21 protein-coding genes are annotated in these 15,869 nt (G+C 72.0%); 12 read left to right on the forward strand and 9 right to left on the reverse strand.

The window, feature by feature from the left end; translation table 11 throughout:
- The first annotated feature begins 14 nt into the window (after nt 1–14).
- Nucleotides 15–2,141 (forward strand): fructose-specific PTS transporter subunit EIIC, encoded by a 2,127-nt coding sequence (locus DEJ27_RS01640; RefSeq protein ID WP_111090174.1) that lies wholly within the window; start codon nt 15–17, stop codon nt 2,139–2,141.
- Nucleotides 2,142–2,330: 189 nt separating this feature from the next.
- On the opposite strand, the gene DEJ27_RS01645 is transcribed toward DEJ27_RS01640, so the two are convergent.
- Nucleotides 2,331–4,028: a beta-N-acetylhexosaminidase gene (locus DEJ27_RS01645; RefSeq protein WP_111090175.1), complete on the reverse strand. Its 1,698-nt coding sequence runs from the start codon at nt 4,026–4,028 to the stop codon at nt 2,331–2,333.
- A gap of 62 nt (nt 4,029–4,090) precedes the next feature.
- Here DEJ27_RS01645 and DEJ27_RS01650 point away from each other — a divergent pair, with 62 nt between their 5' ends.
- Entirely contained in the window at nt 4,091–5,338 is a 1,248-nt protein-coding gene (locus tag DEJ27_RS01650) for an ROK family transcriptional regulator (RefSeq protein WP_146244627.1), read from the forward strand.
- 51 nt (nt 5,339–5,389) lie between these two features.
- Nucleotides 5,390–6,160, forward strand: a complete 771-nt coding sequence (locus DEJ27_RS01655) for a DedA family protein (protein WP_258369770.1) — start codon at nt 5,390–5,392, stop codon at nt 6,158–6,160.
- A 3-nt stretch (nt 6,161–6,163) separates the two neighbouring features.
- Here DEJ27_RS01655 and DEJ27_RS01660 read toward each other — a convergent pair whose 3' ends face one another.
- The gene (locus DEJ27_RS01660) at nt 6,164–6,367 is read right to left on the reverse strand and encodes a DUF2945 domain-containing protein (RefSeq protein WP_110858760.1); all 204 of its coding nucleotides are present in this window, start codon (nt 6,365–6,367) and stop codon (nt 6,164–6,166) included.
- Between the two features lie 198 nt (nt 6,368–6,565).
- Here DEJ27_RS01660 and DEJ27_RS01665 point away from each other — a divergent pair, with 198 nt between their 5' ends.
- On the forward strand, nt 6,566–7,618 hold the full coding sequence (locus DEJ27_RS01665) for a serine/threonine-protein kinase (RefSeq protein WP_111090177.1): 1,053 nt from the start codon (nt 6,566–6,568) through the stop codon (nt 7,616–7,618).
- 130 nt (nt 7,619–7,748) lie between these two features.
- Nucleotides 7,749–8,369 (forward strand): phosphoribosylanthranilate isomerase, encoded by a 621-nt coding sequence (locus DEJ27_RS01670; RefSeq protein ID WP_111090178.1) that lies wholly within the window; start codon nt 7,749–7,751, stop codon nt 8,367–8,369.
- 36 nt (nt 8,370–8,405) lie between these two features.
- Here the strand turns inward: DEJ27_RS01670 and DEJ27_RS01675 are convergent, their stop codons facing one another.
- The 3 genes from DEJ27_RS01675 to DEJ27_RS01685 all read right to left on the reverse strand — a co-directional run bounded on the left by DEJ27_RS01675 (nt 8,406) and on the right by DEJ27_RS01685 (nt 10,360).
- The gene (locus tag DEJ27_RS01675; RefSeq protein WP_071404337.1) at nt 8,406–9,164 is read right to left on the reverse strand and encodes an HAD-IIB family hydrolase; all 759 of its coding nucleotides are present in this window, start codon (nt 9,162–9,164) and stop codon (nt 8,406–8,408) included.
- Nucleotides 9,165–9,246: 82 nt separating this feature from the next.
- Nucleotides 9,247–9,681: an acyl-CoA thioesterase gene (locus tag DEJ27_RS01680; RefSeq protein WP_017886352.1), complete on the reverse strand. Its 435-nt coding sequence runs from the start codon at nt 9,679–9,681 to the stop codon at nt 9,247–9,249.
- A gap of 82 nt (nt 9,682–9,763) precedes the next feature.
- Nucleotides 9,764–10,360, reverse strand: coding sequence for a nitroreductase family protein (locus tag DEJ27_RS01685; protein ID WP_110858762.1), 597 nt, complete (start codon nt 10,358–10,360; stop codon nt 9,764–9,766).
- A gap of 84 nt (nt 10,361–10,444) precedes the next feature.
- Here DEJ27_RS01685 and DEJ27_RS01690 point away from each other — a divergent pair, with 84 nt between their 5' ends.
- Nucleotides 10,445–11,368, forward strand: a complete 924-nt coding sequence (locus tag DEJ27_RS01690; RefSeq protein WP_111090179.1) for an AEC family transporter — start codon at nt 10,445–10,447, stop codon at nt 11,366–11,368.
- 277 nt (nt 11,369–11,645) lie between these two features.
- Here the strand turns inward: DEJ27_RS01690 and DEJ27_RS17630 are convergent, their stop codons facing one another.
- Nucleotides 11,646–11,795 carry a hypothetical protein gene (locus DEJ27_RS17630; RefSeq protein WP_181430065.1) on the reverse strand — a complete coding sequence of 50 codons (150 nt, stop codon included), beginning with the start codon at nt 11,793–11,795 and terminating at the stop codon, nt 11,646–11,648.
- Between DEJ27_RS17630 and DEJ27_RS01695 the strand changes: the two genes are divergently transcribed.
- Nucleotides 11,794–12,141 carry an aldehyde dehydrogenase gene (locus DEJ27_RS01695; protein WP_258370281.1) on the forward strand — a complete coding sequence of 116 codons (348 nt, stop codon included), beginning with the start codon at nt 11,794–11,796 and terminating at the stop codon, nt 12,139–12,141. The genes DEJ27_RS17630 and DEJ27_RS01695 overlap by 2 nt on opposite strands.
- Nucleotides 12,142–12,165: 24 nt before the next feature.
- Here DEJ27_RS01695 and DEJ27_RS01700 read toward each other — a convergent pair whose 3' ends face one another.
- The 3 genes from DEJ27_RS01700 to DEJ27_RS17635 all read right to left on the reverse strand — a co-directional run bounded on the left by DEJ27_RS01700 (nt 12,166) and on the right by DEJ27_RS17635 (nt 13,533).
- Nucleotides 12,166–12,414, reverse strand: coding sequence for a nuclease (locus DEJ27_RS01700; protein WP_110858764.1), 249 nt, complete (start codon nt 12,412–12,414; stop codon nt 12,166–12,168).
- A 133-nt stretch (nt 12,415–12,547) separates the two neighbouring features.
- Nucleotides 12,548–13,384 carry an exodeoxyribonuclease III gene (locus tag DEJ27_RS01705; RefSeq protein ID WP_111090181.1) on the reverse strand — a complete coding sequence of 279 codons (837 nt, stop codon included), beginning with the start codon at nt 13,382–13,384 and terminating at the stop codon, nt 12,548–12,550.
- Between the two features lie 11 nt (nt 13,385–13,395).
- Nucleotides 13,396–13,533 carry a hypothetical protein gene (locus tag DEJ27_RS17635; protein ID WP_181430057.1) on the reverse strand — a complete coding sequence of 46 codons (138 nt, stop codon included), beginning with the start codon at nt 13,531–13,533 and terminating at the stop codon, nt 13,396–13,398.
- Nucleotides 13,534–13,578: 45 nt separating this feature from the next.
- Here DEJ27_RS17635 and DEJ27_RS01710 point away from each other — a divergent pair, with 45 nt between their 5' ends.
- From DEJ27_RS01710 to DEJ27_RS01730, 5 genes are read left to right on the forward strand one after another with little or no spacing between them, the layout of a single operon-like run.
- Nucleotides 13,579–14,073 carry an Asp23/Gls24 family envelope stress response protein gene (locus DEJ27_RS01710; RefSeq protein WP_110858766.1) on the forward strand — a complete coding sequence of 165 codons (495 nt, stop codon included), beginning with the start codon at nt 13,579–13,581 and terminating at the stop codon, nt 14,071–14,073.
- Nucleotides 14,070–14,261: a DUF2273 domain-containing protein gene (locus tag DEJ27_RS01715; protein ID WP_110858767.1), complete on the forward strand. Its 192-nt coding sequence runs from the start codon at nt 14,070–14,072 to the stop codon at nt 14,259–14,261. The genes DEJ27_RS01710 and DEJ27_RS01715 overlap by 4 nt, the downstream gene beginning before the upstream one ends.
- The gene (locus tag DEJ27_RS01720) at nt 14,258–14,629 is read left to right on the forward strand and encodes a hypothetical protein (protein ID WP_110858768.1); all 372 of its coding nucleotides are present in this window, start codon (nt 14,258–14,260) and stop codon (nt 14,627–14,629) included. The genes DEJ27_RS01715 and DEJ27_RS01720 overlap by 4 nt, the downstream gene beginning before the upstream one ends.
- The gene (locus DEJ27_RS01725) at nt 14,626–15,267 is read left to right on the forward strand and encodes a hypothetical protein (RefSeq protein WP_110858769.1); all 642 of its coding nucleotides are present in this window, start codon (nt 14,626–14,628) and stop codon (nt 15,265–15,267) included. Before DEJ27_RS01720 ends, DEJ27_RS01725 begins: the two co-directional genes overlap by 4 nt.
- A complete protein-coding gene (locus DEJ27_RS01730; RefSeq protein ID WP_111090182.1) occupies nt 15,264–15,866 on the forward strand; it encodes a hypothetical protein in 603 nt (200 codons plus the stop codon). Before DEJ27_RS01725 ends, DEJ27_RS01730 begins: the two co-directional genes overlap by 4 nt.
- Nucleotides 15,867–15,869 lie beyond the last annotated feature (3 nt).

Consider the following 15,869-nt stretch of genomic DNA (forward strand, 5'->3'; position numbering starts at 1 on the left):
GAAGGAGCAAGCACATGTCCGCAGACTCGAGTCCGCGCCTCATCAGCGCACAGCTCGTCGGCCTCGACGAGGACCTCGGCGCCACCTCGACCGACGTCATCCGGGTGCTCGCCGACCGCGTCGCCGCGACCGGCCGCGCCGCCGACGGTGCCACGCTCGCCGACGACGCCGTCAAGCGCGAGGCGAGCGTCGGAACGGGCGTCCCCGGTGGCATCGCCATCCCGCACGCCCGGTCGGCGTCGGTGTCCGAGCCGACGCTGGCGTTCTCGCGCCTGGCTCGGAAGGTGCCGTTCGGCGCTCCGGACGGCGACGCCGACATCGTGTTCATGATCGCCGTGCCCGAGGGGGCCGACAAGGACCACCTGACGGTCCTCTCGACCCTGGCCCGGGCGCTCATCCGTGACGACTTCACGGCCGCGCTGCGCGCCGCGACCACGGCCGACGAGATCGTCCAGTTGGTCGACGACGAGGTGGGCGGCGAAGTGGCCGAGGCCGGCGTCGGGAACGCAGGACGGGCCTCCGGTGCGACGACCGCCGACACCGCGACCGCCGCAGCCGGGGCGACCGCCGGCGCCCCCGCCGCCGACCGCAAGGTCTTCGTCGGCGTCACCGCCTGCCCGACCGGCATCGCGCACACCTACATGGCGGCCGACGCCCTCGTCGCCGCGGCCCAGCGTGCCGGTGCCGAGATGCACATCGAGACGCAGGGGTCCTCGCAGGTCGAACCCCTCGACCCGACGCTCATCGCCCGGGCCGACGCCGTGGTGTTCGCGGTCGACGTCGACGTCCGCGACCGCGGTCGGTTCGCCGGCAAGCCGCTGGTGTCCGGACCCGTCAAGCGCGGTGTCGACGAGCCCGACGAGATGATCGCCGAGGCCATCCGCGCCTCGGAGGACCCGCACGCCGCACGCGTGCAGGGCGGTGCCGCCGTCGAGGGCGGGACGAACAAGTCGAACGAGCACTTCGGGCAGGCGCTCAAGCGCTGGCTGCTCACGGGCGTCAGCTACATGATCCCGTTCGTCGCCGGCGGCGGGCTCCTCATCGCGCTCGGCTTCCTGCTGTCCGGGTACGGCATCGCGCTGACCCACGGTGACTCGGGCCAGAACAACGCCGTCTTCACGCTCACCAACTACACCCTGCTGAACCTGCCGCCGGAGGGCCTCGGCTACTACCTCGGCGCGGCCGCGTTCCAGATCGGCTCCGTGTCGCTCGGGTTCCTGGTCGCAGCACTCGCCGGGTACATCGCCTACGCCATCGCCGACCGTCCGGGCATCGCACCGGGCTTCGTGGCCGGGTCCATCGCCGTGTTCATGAACGCCGGGTTCCTCGGTGGTCTGGTCGGTGGCCTCATCGCCGGTGCCGCCGCGTACTGGATCGGGCGCATCCCGACCTGGCGCTGGCTGCGCGGCCTGATGCCGGTCGTGATCATCCCGCTGTTCGCGTCGATCATCGCCTCGGGCCTCATGCTGCTCGTGCTCGGCGGTCCGATCGCCTGGCTGATGGTCCAGCTCACCGGGTTCCTCAACTCGCTGTCCGGCGCCTCCGCGGTGCTGCTCGGGATCATCCTCGGCCTGATGATGGCGTTCGACCTCGGTGGCCCGGTGAACAAGGTGGCGTACGCGTTCGCCGTCGCCGGGCTCGGTGCCGGGACCGCCACGAACGTGGTGCCGTTCGAGATCATGGCCGCCGTCATGGCGGCCGGCATGGTGCCGCCGCTCGCACTCGCGCTCGCCTCGACCGTGCTCTACCGCAAGGGCTTCACGAAGCCGGAACGCGAGAACGGCAAGGCCGCGTGGCTCCTCGGTGCGTCCTTCATCTCCGAGGGTGCGATCCCGTTCGCCGCCGCCGACCCGCTGCGCGTCATCCCGGCGTCGATGGTCGGTGCCGCGATCACGGGTGCGATCTCGATGGCTGCCGGCGTGACCTCGCGAGCGCCGCACGGCGGGATCTTCGTCTTCTTCGCGATCGGTGACGTCCTGATGTTCGTCGTCGCGATCCTGGCGGGGACCGTGGTGTCCGCGCTGGTGCTCGTCGCCCTGAAGAAGTGGGTCCGTCGTCGCCCCGTCGACGAGGCCGCTGCGGGCAGCGAGGCTGCCGTGGCCGGCGAGACGGTGGGCCAGCGCGCACCGGTCGCCGCGTAGTCGACCGCAGCACACGACGGACGGGAGGCCCGGTGCCAGCTGGCACCGGGCCTCCAGTCCGTTGCGTGGTCGCGACGAACCGCCGGCCGCGCGTCCAGCGGTCACGTCACGTCGCTGGCGTGGCGCCCACACGTCGGAACCCGACCGCTCGGCGGAACTGAGCGGGGTGTCGCGACCGCTCGACGCGCGCTACTCGGCGATGTTCGCCGTGACCGCGTCGATGTACGCCGCGCGTTCCTCGCGCGAGTGCGGTCGACCCGGCACGCCCGGTCGCTGCTCCCACGGGAACGGCCCGGCCTCGTGCCGGTACTCGATGCCCATGGCCTCGAGTCGGGCGGTGTGCTCGGCCAGGCGTCCGCGGAACTCGGCGAGGTCGCGCGGCCCGGTGACGTCAGCCGACCACAGTGCCTCGGCGAGGGCGGCGACGCGGGGGAAGAGCTGGTAGTCGAGCCGACGGGCGGTGTCGACGTGCTCCGTCCACATGTTGCCCTGGCCGCCGATGACGTGGGCGCGCTCGGCGTCGGTCAGCCCGGACGGCACCGGGTCGAAGGCGAAGACGTCGTCGACGGTGAGCACGATCGAGACCGGGATCGGCTCGGTCGGCAGGTCGCTCTGGCGGTAGTCGAGGTACACCTGGTCGTCCGGCGACGAGATGACGTCGTGCCCGCGGCGGGCGGCGGTCCGTGCGCCGGTCAGGCCGCGCCAGGAGACCACGGTCGCCGAGGGGTCGAGCGTGCCGCCCTCGAGGATCTCGTCCCACCCGAACGCCCGCCGGCCGTGCGACTCGACGTGTGCGGCGAGCTGCCCGATGATCCAGGCCTGCAGCTGTTCCTCGTCCTGCAGCCCGAGCTCGCGGATGCGCTCCTGGGTGCGCGGGTCGGTCTCCCACTGCACCTTCGGGCACTCGTCGCCGCCGATGCCGATGTAGCCGGAGGGGAAGAGCGCGATGACCTCGTCGAGGACGTCCTTGAAGAAGTCGATCGTGGCGTCCTCGGCGTTCAGGACGTCGTCGGCGATGCCCCACTCCGTCCAGACCTCGACCGGGTCGCCCGTGACGCCGAGCGACGGGTAGGCCGCCAGCGCCGCACGGACGTGCCCGGGGGTCTCGATCTCCGGGACGACGGTGACGAACCGGTCGGCCGCGTAGGCCACGATCTCGCGGATGTCGTCCTGCGTGTAGTACCCGCCGTGCGGGCGGCCGTCGAACCCGGCGACGACGAGTGTGCCGTCCGGACCGGGGACGTGCGCGCCGACCTGGGACTCCCGACGCCAGGAGCCGACCTCGGTCAGGCGCGGGTACTTCCGGATCTCGATGCGCCACCCCTGGTCCTCGGTGAGGTGGAAGTGCAGGCGGTTGATCCGGTGCGCGGCGAGCTGGTCGACGACCCGCATGACCTCGTGCTTCGTGCGGAAGTGCCGGGCGACGTCGAGCATCACGCCGCGCCAGGCGAAGGCGGGGGCGTCCTCGACGACCACGGCGGCGACGGACCACGGGCCGGTCGCGACCCGGCCGCGGCGGTACACGTCCGGGGGCAGCAGCTGCAGCAGGGCCTGCACGCCGTAGAAGACCCCGGCGGGCGAGCCGCCGACGACGTCGATGCCGTCCGGCGTCACCGTGAGGCGGAACGACTCCGCCCGGTCGCCCTCCGGCGTCGTCGGGCCCGCGGGCAGGGACGGGTCGTCGGCGACGCGCAGCGCGATCGTGCCGGCCCCCGGTGCCGTGTCGTCGAGGGCGTCCCGCACCGGCAGCCCGGTCGATCCCCGCAGGGTCTGCTGCAGGTACAGTCGGACGGACTCGCTCGCCGGGTCGGCGGCGATCCGGGTCGACGGGGTGATCTCGAAGGCCCCGACACCGGGAGCGGTGCGGCGCGGTCGTGGGACGAGCATGTCGGAGCCACCATTCCTCAATGATCTTTCGTAATGTGGAGGCTATGACCGTGGAGCAGACCGTGTCAACGACCCCGGGCGTCGCGGGCTCGACCCCCGGCGTCGTGGTGGCGACCCCCGGTGTCGCGGGGACGACCCCCGGCGTCGTGGTGGCGACCCCCGGTGTCGTGGGGACGACCCCCGGCGTCCTGCGGCAGATGAACTCGCGGGCGATCCTCGACGAGCTCCTGCGCGACGACGTCTCCCGCACGGTCACCGAGCTCGGCCGCACGGTCGGACTCTCCCGCCCCACGGTCGAGGCCGCGCTCGCCGACCTGGTCGACCAGGGCTGGGTGACCGAGGCCGAGGCGATCGCGACCCCGAACAAGGCAGGTCGTCGGGCCAAGCGCTTCGCGGCGGACGCGTCGGCCGGCTCCGTGCTCGGCGTGGACCTCGGCCTGCACGGCATCGTCGGGGTGCGTGCGGACCTGCGCGGCGTCACGCTCGCCCGCGTCGAGGAGCGCTACGCCGACCTCGCCGACGCCGAACAGGCCTGGTCGAGCGTGCAGGACGTGGTCCGTCGGCTGACGTCGTCCGTCGGCGTGGTCGGTGGCGCCGCGGTCGGTGGCGCCGTCGGCAGTGCGCCGGTGCTCGGTGCCACGTTCGGCGTCCCGGCGGTCGTCGACCGTGACGGCGCGATCGACTACACGGTCGCGGTGCCGGAGTGGGTCGAGCGGCGGGTGCCCGGCCGGATCCAGGACCTCTTCCCCGGGGTCGCCACCTTCTTCGACAACGACGCCAAGCTGGCCGCCACGGCCGAGGCCCGGTGGGGGCGGTTCCACGGCGTCCGAGACGGCCTGTACCTGGTGATGGGCCGGCAGATCGGTGCCGCCCTGGTGGTCGACGGCTCGTTGGCGCGCGGTGCGCGCGGTGCCGCCGGTGAGATGGGCGGCATCGCGTCGACCGGCTGGCCCGCCGCACCCGCCCGCCTGGAGGCCCGGATCCCGTCCGACACGGACCTCGAGTCCGTCTTCGCCGCGGCCGCCCAGGGCTCGGTGTCGGCCGTCGAGACCGTCCGCGCGTTCGCGGCTGACGTGGCGCCCGGCGTCGTGCAGCTGGTGACGACGATCGACCCCGAGGTCGTCGTCGTCGGTGGCGAGGTCCTGCCGGCTGCGGAGGTGTTCTGCGCCGCGCTCGACGAGATCGTCACGCCGCAGCTCCGGCACCCCGTGGCGTTCAGCCCGTCGACCGTCGGTCGTGACGCCGTCGCGCGGGGTGCACTCGCCCGATCGCTCTCGCACGTCCGCTCAGCCCACATGGGACTCGGCTGACACCCAGGGAGCGCGCCGGGTCCTGACAGGGCGTTCAGGGATGCTGGGGGCATGACGACTGCCGTGACCGCCCGTGCCATGACCGTCGCCAGTGGCGACTCCACCGCTCCGTCCGACCTCGGCGGGCTCTCCGGCCTGGTGCTCCAGCTGATCGACGCCCTGGGGGAGTGGGGCGTCGGGCTGATGCTCTTCGTCGAGACGGTGTTCCCGCCCATCCCGTCCGAGGTCATCCTGCCGCTGGCCGGGTTCCTCGCGGGCGCCGGCCAGATGAACCTCGTGCTGGTCCTGGTGCTGGCGACGATCGGCTCGTACCTCGGGGCACTGGTGCTGTACTGGCTCGGCGCGGTGATCGGGTTCGAACGCACCACGCGGTGGTTCGGCAAGCTGCCCCTCGTCGACGAGGACGACTTCCGCAAGGCGGCCGGCTGGTTCCACCGGCACGGCAAGAGCGCGGTCTTCTTCGGCCGGTTCGTCCCGATCGTCCGCAGCCTCATCTCGCTGCCGGCCGGCGCCGACCGCATGCACCTCGGCACGTTCTCGGTGTTCACGATCATCGCGAGCGGCATCTGGAACAGCGCGCTCGTGCTGCTCGGTGCCGCGTTCGGGTCGCAGTACGACCAGGTCGAGGCCTACACCGAGTGGATCGACCGCGTGCTCTACGTCGCGATCGCCGTGGTCGTGGTGAGCTTCGTCGTGCGCCGGGTCCGCCGTGTGCGCGCCGAGCGGCGTGCGGGCGGACGTGATGACCACGACGACGACGCCGGCAACCCTGCCGTGGGCGGTGCCCGGGGTCGCCGTCGCGCCGAGCCCGCCCGCGACTGAGCCTCAGGCCTTCGTCAGCGCCGACTCCTTGTGGGCGGCCTGCTTGCCGCTCTTCTCCGACTCGACGATCCAGTACGGGTCGTCATCGGTCGGCTTGAAGTGCTGCCCGTCGAACTCGAAGTCGCTCGTCCGCTTCCGCACGAGCGTGCCGGTCGTCCTGCCCTGCGAGGTGTTCCAGTGCACCTCGTCACCCTTCGACAATGCCATGCTGTCCTCCTTGCGCGATTCCTCGTCCTGGTGGAGGTCGGACTGTACCCCGTCGATCGCCGGAAAACCGGGGGAGTAGGGCGATCACGATGTCGTAACGGCCATGCGGATCGAGAGTCGGACGCGTACCGTTTCCCATGAGCCCACACGCCGGCAGCGGCCGCGGAACCACGGGCTCCGGACGGGACGACGGACACCATGACCCTGCTGGACAGCGCGCGGGCGGACACCGTCCTCTCTGCGCGGTACCGGCTCGTGAAGCTCATCGGCACCGGCGGCATGGGATCCGTCTACGAAGCCCGTGACGAGCACACGTACCGGGCCGTGGCCGTGAAGCTCTTCGCGACCCCGGACAAGATGACCACCGCCGACCGTGTGCGCCAGGAGCGCGAGATCCGGCTGCTCAGCATGCTCTCCCACCCGGGGCTCATCCCGCTGTACGACGCCGGCACCCACGAGTTCGAGGACGGCCCGCACCGGTTCATCGTGATGGAGCTCATCGCCGACACGACGCTGCTCCGCCGCCTGTCCGAGGGCGCCCTGCACAACTACGAGGTGGCCGACCTCGGTGCGCAGCTCGCCGACGCCCTGGCCTACGTGCACTCGCGCGGCATCGTGCACCGCGACGTCAAGCCCGCCAACATCCTGATCAGCGACGAGGGCTCGTCCGGGTTCGCCCGCACGGTCAAGCTCACCGACTTCGGTGTCGCCCACTTCGTCGACGGCTCCCGCCTGACGAACGACGGCACGGTCATCGGCACCGCCGCCTACCTCAGCCCCGAGCAGGTCGCCGGCGAACCGATCAGCTTCGCCACCGACGTGTACTCGCTCGGGCTCGTCCTGCTCGAGGCGCTGACCGGCAAGCAGGAGTACTCGGGCACCCTGATCGAGGCCGCTCTCGCCCGGCTCCGCCGCGACCCCGAGATCCCGGACGACGTCGCCGACGAGTGGCGCGAGCTGCTCAGCCGGATGACCGCCCGCGACCCGGAGCGCCGGCCCACGGCGGTCGCCATCGCCAACGCGCTGCGCGGCGGGTCCGCCCAGATCACCGGCCCGGTGCCGCTCGGCCCGGAGCGCGTGAAGCACCAGCGCGATCACCGCATGCACCGCGCCGCCCACCGGCACGCCAAGCGCGGCACGTTCTCGGCGGTGCGTCGCTGGCGCCGGCGGAACGTCCTGGTCGGGTCCTTCGCGGCCTTCGGCATGACCGCGGCCTGCGTGGCCGCCTACGTCGCGGGCGCTCTGCACTGATCCTCGTGCGGGTTCCGGACGCCGGGCACGGCGGAACACCGGTGCTCCCGCGTCGAACACCGGCATCCGGGGACGTGACCTGCGAACACCGGTGTTCTCCGGGAAGCGCCACCCTGGCAGGATGGACAGCATGACCGACCAGCGCTGGATCAAGATCTGTGGCCTGTCGACGCCCGACACCGTGGACGCCGCCATCGACGCGGGTGCCGACGCCGTCGGGTTCGTCTTCGCGGCGGGCAGCCCCCGGACCGTCACCGCCGACCTGGCGAAGGAGCTGGTCGAGCGGGTGCCGGACGGCATCGACGCCGTCGGGGTCTTCCGCGACCAGAAGATCGACGAGATCGTCGGCATCGCCTCCGAGGTCGGGCTCACCACGCTGCAGCTCCACGGTGGCGAGTCGGCCTCCGACTTCGCCCGCGCGCGCGACGCCGGCTTCTTCACCATCCGGGCCATCGCGGCCGAGGACTACCAGCGCGAGACGCCCGAACAGCGCGCCGCGTTCGACCACGACCTGCTGCTGCTCGACGCCGCCGTGCCCGGCAGCGGTCGGCTCGTCGACCCAGCCACGATCGACGGCGTGGACGAGGCCTGGATCCTCGCGGGCGGGCTGACCCCGGCCAACGTGGTCGCCGCGGTCGAGGCGCTCGATCCCGACGGCGTCGACGTGTCGAGCGGCGTCGAGTCCGAGCGCGGCGTCAAGGACCCCGCGAAGATCCGTGCGTTCGTCGAGGCCGTCCGAAGCCTGGGCTGAGCGCGGGGCTGCGGACGGCGCCGGGGCCGTCGGCGGTCAGCGCAGGGTGGGGATGAGCTCCGTCAGGAACGCGTCGGTGTCCTCCCAGCCCTGCACCGCGTGGCAGGGGACCCCGAGCGCCTTCACCGGGTAGTCGTTGCCCTCGGGGTCGAGCCGGTCGCCGACGAAGAGCATGTCGTCGAGCGCGATGCCGGTGATCTCGGCGAGACGCTGCATGCCGTAGGCCTTGTCGATGCCCTTGCGGGTGATGTCGATGCTCGTGGACCCGCCCGAGCGGACCTCGAGGTCGGGTAGGTCCTGCTGCACCAGGCGTCGCAGGTGGTCCTTCTTCTCGCCGGTCGGGTCCCACTGCTTCTTGACGTCCACCGGGGCGGACTGGCCGAGGGCGGAGAACGTGATCTGCGACCCGCGGTCCTCGAGGATGGCGCCCCACGTCTCGGACTCCCAGTACCCGGCTTCCTTCGCACGGGCCTCGACCGCGGCGAGGGCGCGGTCCTTCTGCTCGTCGGTGAGGTCCTCGGCGTACTGCAGCGCCCAGTCCTGGTCCTCCCAGCGGTAGTACCGGGTGCCGCAGGTCGGCAGGAGGTGCAGGGCGTCGAGCGTCAGGCCGTCGCGCTGCCGGAGCGGGGTGACCAGCTGCTGCTCGAACTGGGTGAAGTTGCCGCCGGAGATGACCGCGACCGGCACGACCTCGAGCAGGGACGCGAAGGTCTCGAGCATGCGGGGGTCGAGGGAGGACTTCGACGGGGCGAGCGTGTCGTCCAGGTCGAAGGCGACGAGGCGGGGCGTGGTCATGTCCCCGATCCTGCCAGAGCCCGCCGACCACCCGCAGGGTGCGAGCACCCGGGTGCCCGGGTGCTGCGCGATGTCTGCGGGGTCACGCGCGGTGCGTGGCGGGGACCCGGTCGCGGGCGTAGGTGATGTCCGTGTAGCCGTGCGGGGCGGGGTTGCCGTCCTCGTCGAGGTTCACGAAGACGACCTCGTCGATCGTCAGGATGCTGCGGTGTGTGAAGAGGTTGCGCGCCTCGGCCCGCATGGTCAGCGACGTCCGGCCGAACCGGGTGGCGACGAGGCCGATCTCGACGATGTCGCCCTCCTTCGCCGAGGACAGGAAGTTGATCTCCGACATGTACTTCGTGACGACCTTGCCGTTGCCGAGCTGGATGATCGCGTAGACCGCGGCTTCCTCGTCGATCCAGCGGAGCAGGCTGCCGCCGAACAGGGTGCCGTTGGCGTTGAGGTCCTCCGGTCGCACCCACTTCCGGGTGTAGAAGTTCATCTCCGGCGGGGCGTCGTCCTGGTGCTGATCCATGTCACGTCATGGTACGCCGACGGCCGCGCCCCCGCAGGGACGCGGCCGTCGTGGTGATCACGGGCGGCGGGGCCGCCGGTGCTCACTCCTTGACGAGGACGACCTCGTCGAGGGGGATGCGGGTGCGCGGGGCGACCTCGCGCTCCGCGGCCTTGTCGTCGAGCTGCGACGGGTGCGCGACGGTGCCGACGGCCGTGACCGTGTACGGCAGGAACCGCTCGGGCAGGTCGAACGCGGCACGGAGCCCGGCGGCGTCGATGCCCGCCATCTGGTGCACGTGCAGCCCCGCGGCGTGCGCCTGCACGGTCAGGGCGGCGAGCGACTGGCCGAGGTCGTACTGCGCGAAGGGGCGCTCCTCGCCGTCGGCGGTCACCGTCTCGAGCACGCCGACGACGAGGGCGCTGGCACGGAACGCCCAGGCCGCGTTGAAGCCGAGCAGGTTCTCGTTGATCTTCCGGAACGTCTCGGTGCCGCGGCGGCCGGCGATGAAGCGGCGGGGCTGGAAGTTCATGGCCGACGGTGCCCACCGAGCGGCCTCGAGGACGGCGTCGAGCTGGTCGTCCGAGATCGTCGCGGTCTCGTCGTAGGAGCGGGGGCTCCAGCGCTCCTCGAGCAGCGGCACGAGCGGCTGACTGGAGTCGGTGGACCGGGTGAGGGTGTCGGCGTTCGTCGAGGTCATGATGCGCTCAACGGTATTCGATGCGTACGCATTTCCGACCTGAGTGACGTCACATCACCGCCGGCAGGTGCCAGGATGGACGGGATGGGTGGCGTGTTGACCGGCTTCGCGATCATCGGCGCGATCATCGCCGGTGGGTACGTCGTCGGACCATTCGGCCTGCTGGGCCCGCACGCGCAGTTCGTGATGAGTCGGCTCGCGTTCTTCGTGCTGATGCCGTGCCTGCTGTTCCACACCATCGCGACCGCCGACATCGCGTCGCTGCTGTCGTCGATGCTCTGGGTCTCGCTGCTGAGTGCCGCCGTGGTCGCACTCGGTGCCGCCGCCGTGTTCCGCCTCGTGCTGCGCCGCCCCGTCACCACGACCACCGTCGGCGCCTTGGCTTCCAGCTACGTCAACGCGAACAACATCGGGCTTCCGGTGGCCGTGTACGTGCTCGGCCAGGCGACCGCGGTCGTGCCCGTGATCCTGCTGCAGCTCGTCGTGATGGCCCCGATCGCGCTGACGATCCTCGACGCGGCGACCGCGGGTGGCGGCGGATGGGGACGACGGATCGCGGGCCCGTTCCGGAACCCGATCATCATCGCCTCGCTCGTCGGGCTCGTGTGCTCGGCGACGGGGATCACGCTGCCCGACCCGGTGCTCGAGCCGTTCTCGCTCGTCGGCGCGGCCGCGGTCCCCGTCGTGCTGCTGTCCTTCGGGATGAGCCTGCACGGTGCGACCCCCCTGCGGGACCCGGCGATCCGCACCGACGTCATCGTCGCATCGTCGATCAAGCTCGTGGTGATGCCGGCCGTGGCCTTCGTGTTCGCACGCTTCGTGTTCGGGCTCGGCGACCAGGAGGTCTTCGTGCTCACCACCCTCGGCGCCCTGCCGGCGGCGCAGAACGTCTTCAACTACGCGCAGCGGTACGGGGCAGCGGTCCCGGTGGCGCGCGACGTCGTGCTCATCTCGACGCTCGGCTCGGTGCCCGTGCTCGTCGCGATCGCCGCCCTGCTGCACCCGTAGCGGTCGTCGAGACGCCGGCGTGTGGGCTTCCGGACGACGCCGTCGTGTTGTCGAGACGCCTTGATGTCGCCGAGACGCCGCCGGATTCGGCGGCGTCTCGCGCACTTGCCGGCGTCCAGCGAAGACGCCGGCGTCTTCCGCGCCCTGGACGTACGCCCGGACGGACGGGAGGCCCGTGGCGGGGCCGCACCGGGCCTCCCGTCCGGCTGTGGTGGCGACCACCGCGGATGGTGAGCAGATGCGGTCGGGTCGCGTCCGTTGACCCGACCCGTTCTGCTCACGAAGCACGGACGGCACGCGCGTACCCTGGCGGGCACGCGGGGCGGACCGCTCCGTGACCGATGACCACGACGAGGAGACCGGCGATGGACACGATGGCGATGATGAAGAACATGTCGATGACGGACATGCCCTTGGAGATGGACATGGACGTGATGCAGGACACGATGATGGCGATGAACGCCGCGTCGATGGCGGCGACGATGTGCTCCGCGGCCGACATGCGCATGGGCGGCGAGATGGCCACCTGCGCCGCGATGTGCTCGAACACCGCGATGCTGGCCGACACCGGCATGCGGATGATGATGCGTCCGATGGGGATGGACACCGCCGCGATGCAGGCGATGCTCATGGCCGTCGTCGCGATGGGCACCGCGTGTGCCGCCGAGTGCCGCCAGCACCAGGACATGGACGAGTCGTGCCGGTACTGCGCCATGGCCTGCGACGAGATGGTGTCGAAGTGCCAGGCGATGCTCGACTCGATGGCGGCCTGAGCCGCTCCGCCTGAACCGCTCCGCCTACGCGACGCGTGCGGTGGTCTGCCGACCGCCGACGCTGAGGATCTCCGCGACCGGGTGGTGGGCGACCGGCTCGCCGACCGACAGGACGCCGTCGGCGTCCGCCACCCGCAGCTGCGTGATGCTCCCGTCGAGGAACAGCACCACGGCGTCGGCTGCGCGGGTCTCGACGACGATGCCGTCGCGCCACGCACCGGGGGCCGCGGTCGCCATGAGGCGCTGGATGGGAAGGATCGTCGTGCGGGACATGGCTTCACCTGCTCTCGGAGGGGTTCGGTGCAGGAAACCTACGTCGGCGTGACGGACGGCTCAATCACGGCGGACGCCGGGCGTAACAGAACCGGTCGTGCGTCGTCGCTCCGGGCCGGTGACCCGACTCCGATCAGAAGATCATCGGGCGGTCGTCGTCGAGCGACGTGTCCAGGTCGAGGTCGACCACCACGGGCACGTGGTCGCTCGGGGCGTCGCCCTTGCGCTCGTTCCGGTGGATCGAGGCGTCCGTGACGACGTCGGCGAAGGCCTGCGAGCCGAGCACGAAGTCGATGCGCATGCCCTCGTTGCGCGGGAACCGCAGCTGCTTGTAGTCCCAGTAGGTGTAGCCGTCGGGCACGATCGGGCGAACGACGTCCTGCAGGCCCCGCGCCTCGAACTCGCGGAACGCTGCCCGCTCGGGCTCGCTGACGTGGGTCGACCCCTCGAAGACCCGCATGTCCCAGACGTCCTGGTCGAGCGGTGCGACGTTCCAGTCGCCCATCAGCGCGAGCGGGGTCTCCGGCAAGGCCTCGATCCACTCAGAGGTGCGGTCGGCCAGCTGGGCGAGCCAGTCGAGCTTGTACGTGTAGTGCGGGTCGCCGAGCTCGCGGCCGTTCGGCACGTAGAGGCTCCAGAGCCGCACGCCGTCGACCGTGACGCCGATCGCGCGGGCCTCGACCGGCAGGTCCGGCCCCTCGTGGCCCTTCAGGAACCCGGGCTGGCCGGGGAAGTCGCGGGTGACGTCCTCCATCGGCAGCCGGCTGGCGAACGCGACGCCGTTCCACTGGTTCAGGCCGTGCGCCTCGACGTGGTACCCCGCGGCCTCGAACTGCTCGACCGGGAACTGCTCCGGCTTGCACTTGATCTCCTGCATGCCGAGGACGTCGATGTCCTCACGCACCAGCCAGTCGACGATCCGACCCACTCGGGTGCGGACGGAGTTCACGTTCCAGGTCGCGACGCGCATGGAACAAGAACCTACCGGTGCCGACTGACGACGAGGTCGGCGAGACCAGCGGCGCGACCGGGCGGCACGTGCGCCGACTGTGCGGGGTCCGGCAGGTGCGCCGCCTGTGCGGGGTCCGGCAGGTGCGCCGCCTGTGCGGCGTACGGCACGATGGTGTTCGCTGGAGACCAGCAATCGATCGCACGGAGGCAGCAATGGCATCGACGACGAATCGCGTCGACGGGACCACGACCGGGGCCACGCTCGGCACCGGGGCCGGGAGCACCCAGCCCGCCGGCACCACCACGACGCAGGTCACCGCCAAGGGCAGGACCATCATCGACGACACGGTCGTCGCGAAGGTCGCGGGCATCGCTGCCCGCGACGTCCCCGGTGTCTTCGCGCTCGGCGGCAACGCCTCGCGGGCGTTCGGCGCCATCCGCGACGCCATCGGCTCGAGTGCGCTCGGTCAGGGTGTCCGCGTCGAGGTCGGCGAGACCCAGGTCGCCGTCGACCTGACCATCGTCGTCGACTACCCGACGCCGATGATGGAGGTCGCCTCCGCGGTGCGCGCCGCCGTCACGAACGCCGTCACCGAACTCGTCGGCCTCGAGGTCACCGAGGTCAACATCGCCATCAACGACGTGAACATCCCGGCGCTCAACGGCGTCGCGGACGAGCTCGACACCCGGGACGGTCGAGTCCGGTGAACGCCACCGTCGTCGGGATGGGCACCGGCGCCCTGCTCGCGATCGTCGCCGTGACGCTCGGGTTCTGGGCGTTCGTCGTCGTCGCCGTCTGCATGGCGCTCGGCGCTCTGGTCGCCCGCATCGTCACGGGTGACGTCGACTTCCGCCGCCTGCTCGACGTGCTGCGCGGACGCCGGAGCTCGTCGTGAGCGACGCCGCCGTCGCCACGACCGGCGACAGCGGCGTCCGGCTCCGCGGCTCCGACCGCATCGGCACGTCGGCGCTGGTGCACACCGCCCAGGCGGTCGCCGCCGAAGCACTGCGCGTGGCCTTCCGGGAGGTCCGTGCCCGGGTCGCCGACGACGGTCGCGGCGCACTGGCGGTCGAGATCACCGCCCCGCTCGCCCTGCCGGTGCTGGGCTCGCACGCACTCCCCGACGAACCGGTCGTCGCCACGGCGCACCGGGCTCGCGGCACGATCGCCGAACGTTTCCGGACCATCACCGGCCGACAGGTCGCCCGCGTGACCGTGACCTTCGCCTCGTCGGTCGTGGACACCCCACGGAGGGTCCGGTGACTGCCGCCCCCGCCGTCGGGCGCACCGATCCGGTCGTCCCCGCCGGCCCCTCGCACGACGACCACCACGCCACCTACCGCCGCTTGCTGCGCCGCGAGACCCACGTCTCCCGCTCCGCCGCCGTCGTCGTCGCGATGCTCATCGCCCTGGTGCTCGCCGCCGCCGCCGTCTTCGCCGGTGCGCTCGTCCTGCTCGACCAGAACGTCCTGGGTGTCGACCCGCGTGCCGTGGCCGACGCCGCGCTCGCGGCCCCGGACGGTCTCGAGACCACCATCGTGATCGGCATCGGCGCCATCGTGGCCCTGATCGGGCTCGTGCTGTTGCTGCAGGGGATCCTGCCCCAGCGCCGTCCGCGGCACGTGATGGCGTCCGATCGGCTCGCGGTCGTCGTCGACGACGAGGTCCTGGCCTCCGCTGCGGCCCGCGCCGCCCGTTCCGCGACCCGTCTCGGCGCCGACGCAGCCGTGGGTACCGTCGGCCGCCGCACGGTCGACGTCGTGCTCCGGCCCGCAGCCGGGGTGGACGTCCCCGCGGTCGCCGCGACCGAGGCCGTCGAGCGGGAGTTCGCCGCGATCGACGCGCAGCCGCCGCTGGCCGCGCGGGTCCGGGTGCAGCCGACGGGGCGGGTGGACGGATGAACGCCACGAACCGTGGGCTCGGCCGGACGGCGCTCGTCGTGCTCGGGCTCGTCCTGCTCGTCGCCGGGGTGGCGGCGATCCTGGTGCAGACCGCACAGGGGCTGCCCCTCGTCGCCTCGGGGTGGCGCGCGGTCGGCGATGCCCTCGCCGGACTCGGCACCGGGGCGTCGCGTGACGACTCGGTGTTCGCCTGGACCTGCGTGCTCGGCGGTGGCGTCGTGCTCGGCGTGCTCGCCCTCGTCGTGCTGACGACCCTCGGCGGTGGCCGCGAGGGCACCGTCGTGGACAGCGACGGTTCGGCGGACGGCGTCGCCGGGGCGGTGCGCATCGAGTCCACTGCCGTGCAGCACGCGCTGTCCTCGGCCATCGGCGAGATGCCGCAGGTCGGTTCGCTCGCCGTCGACGTCTACCGGGTCCGTGGCGGTCGGGCGATCCGGGTGCGGGTCCGTCCGCGCCGGGGTGCCGCGCCGCGCGAGATCACCGAACGGGTCGAGGCCGTCGTCGCCGACCTGGACGCCCTGCTCGGCGAACGCCTGCCCGTGCTGCTCGAGATCGCCCGTGGTGGGTCGGGGTCCTCCCGCCCGGACCGCGTGCACTGAGCG

The sequence above is a fragment of the Curtobacterium sp. MCPF17_018 genome, from assembly GCF_003234135.1.
GTDB lineage: Bacteria > Actinomycetota > Actinomycetes > Actinomycetales > Microbacteriaceae > Curtobacterium > Curtobacterium flaccumfaciens.

Excerpts from the sequence above, each read along its gene's own strand:
- DEJ27_RS01670 (WP_111090178.1), top strand. The coding sequence starts at position 7,749 with ATGACCGACCAGCGCTGGATCAAGATCTGTGGCCTGTCGACGCCCGAC.
- DEJ27_RS01680 (WP_017886352.1), bottom strand. The coding sequence starts at position 9,681 with ATGGATCAGCACCAGGACGACGCCCCGCCGGAGATGAACTTCTACACC.
- DEJ27_RS01710 (WP_110858766.1), top strand. The coding sequence starts at position 13,579 with ATGGCATCGACGACGAATCGCGTCGACGGGACCACGACCGGGGCCACG.
- DEJ27_RS01705 (WP_111090181.1), bottom strand. The coding sequence starts at position 13,384 with ATGCGCGTCGCGACCTGGAACGTGAACTCCGTCCGCACCCGAGTGGGT.
- DEJ27_RS01640 (WP_111090174.1), top strand. The coding sequence starts at position 15 with ATGTCCGCAGACTCGAGTCCGCGCCTCATCAGCGCACAGCTCGTCGGC.
- DEJ27_RS01695 (WP_258370281.1), top strand. The coding sequence starts at position 11,794 with ATGGACGTGATGCAGGACACGATGATGGCGATGAACGCCGCGTCGATG.
- DEJ27_RS01665 (WP_111090177.1), top strand. The coding sequence starts at position 6,566 with ATGACCCTGCTGGACAGCGCGCGGGCGGACACCGTCCTCTCTGCGCGG.
- DEJ27_RS01690 (WP_111090179.1), top strand. The coding sequence starts at position 10,445 with ATGGGTGGCGTGTTGACCGGCTTCGCGATCATCGGCGCGATCATCGCC.
- DEJ27_RS01730 (WP_111090182.1), top strand. The coding sequence starts at position 15,264 with ATGAACGCCACGAACCGTGGGCTCGGCCGGACGGCGCTCGTCGTGCTC.
- DEJ27_RS01660 (WP_110858760.1), bottom strand. The coding sequence starts at position 6,367 with ATGGCATTGTCGAAGGGTGACGAGGTGCACTGGAACACCTCGCAGGGC.
- DEJ27_RS01645 (WP_111090175.1), bottom strand. The coding sequence starts at position 4,028 with ATGCTCGTCCCACGACCGCGCCGCACCGCTCCCGGTGTCGGGGCCTTC.
- DEJ27_RS17630 (WP_181430065.1), bottom strand. The coding sequence starts at position 11,795 with ATGTCCATCTCCAAGGGCATGTCCGTCATCGACATGTTCTTCATCATC.
- DEJ27_RS01700 (WP_110858764.1), bottom strand. The coding sequence starts at position 12,414 with ATGTCCCGCACGACGATCCTTCCCATCCAGCGCCTCATGGCGACCGCG.
- DEJ27_RS01675 (WP_071404337.1), bottom strand. The coding sequence starts at position 9,164 with ATGACCACGCCCCGCCTCGTCGCCTTCGACCTGGACGACACGCTCGCC.
- DEJ27_RS01655 (WP_258369770.1), top strand. The coding sequence starts at position 5,390 with ATGACGACTGCCGTGACCGCCCGTGCCATGACCGTCGCCAGTGGCGAC.
- DEJ27_RS01685 (WP_110858762.1), bottom strand. The coding sequence starts at position 10,360 with ATGACCTCGACGAACGCCGACACCCTCACCCGGTCCACCGACTCCAGT.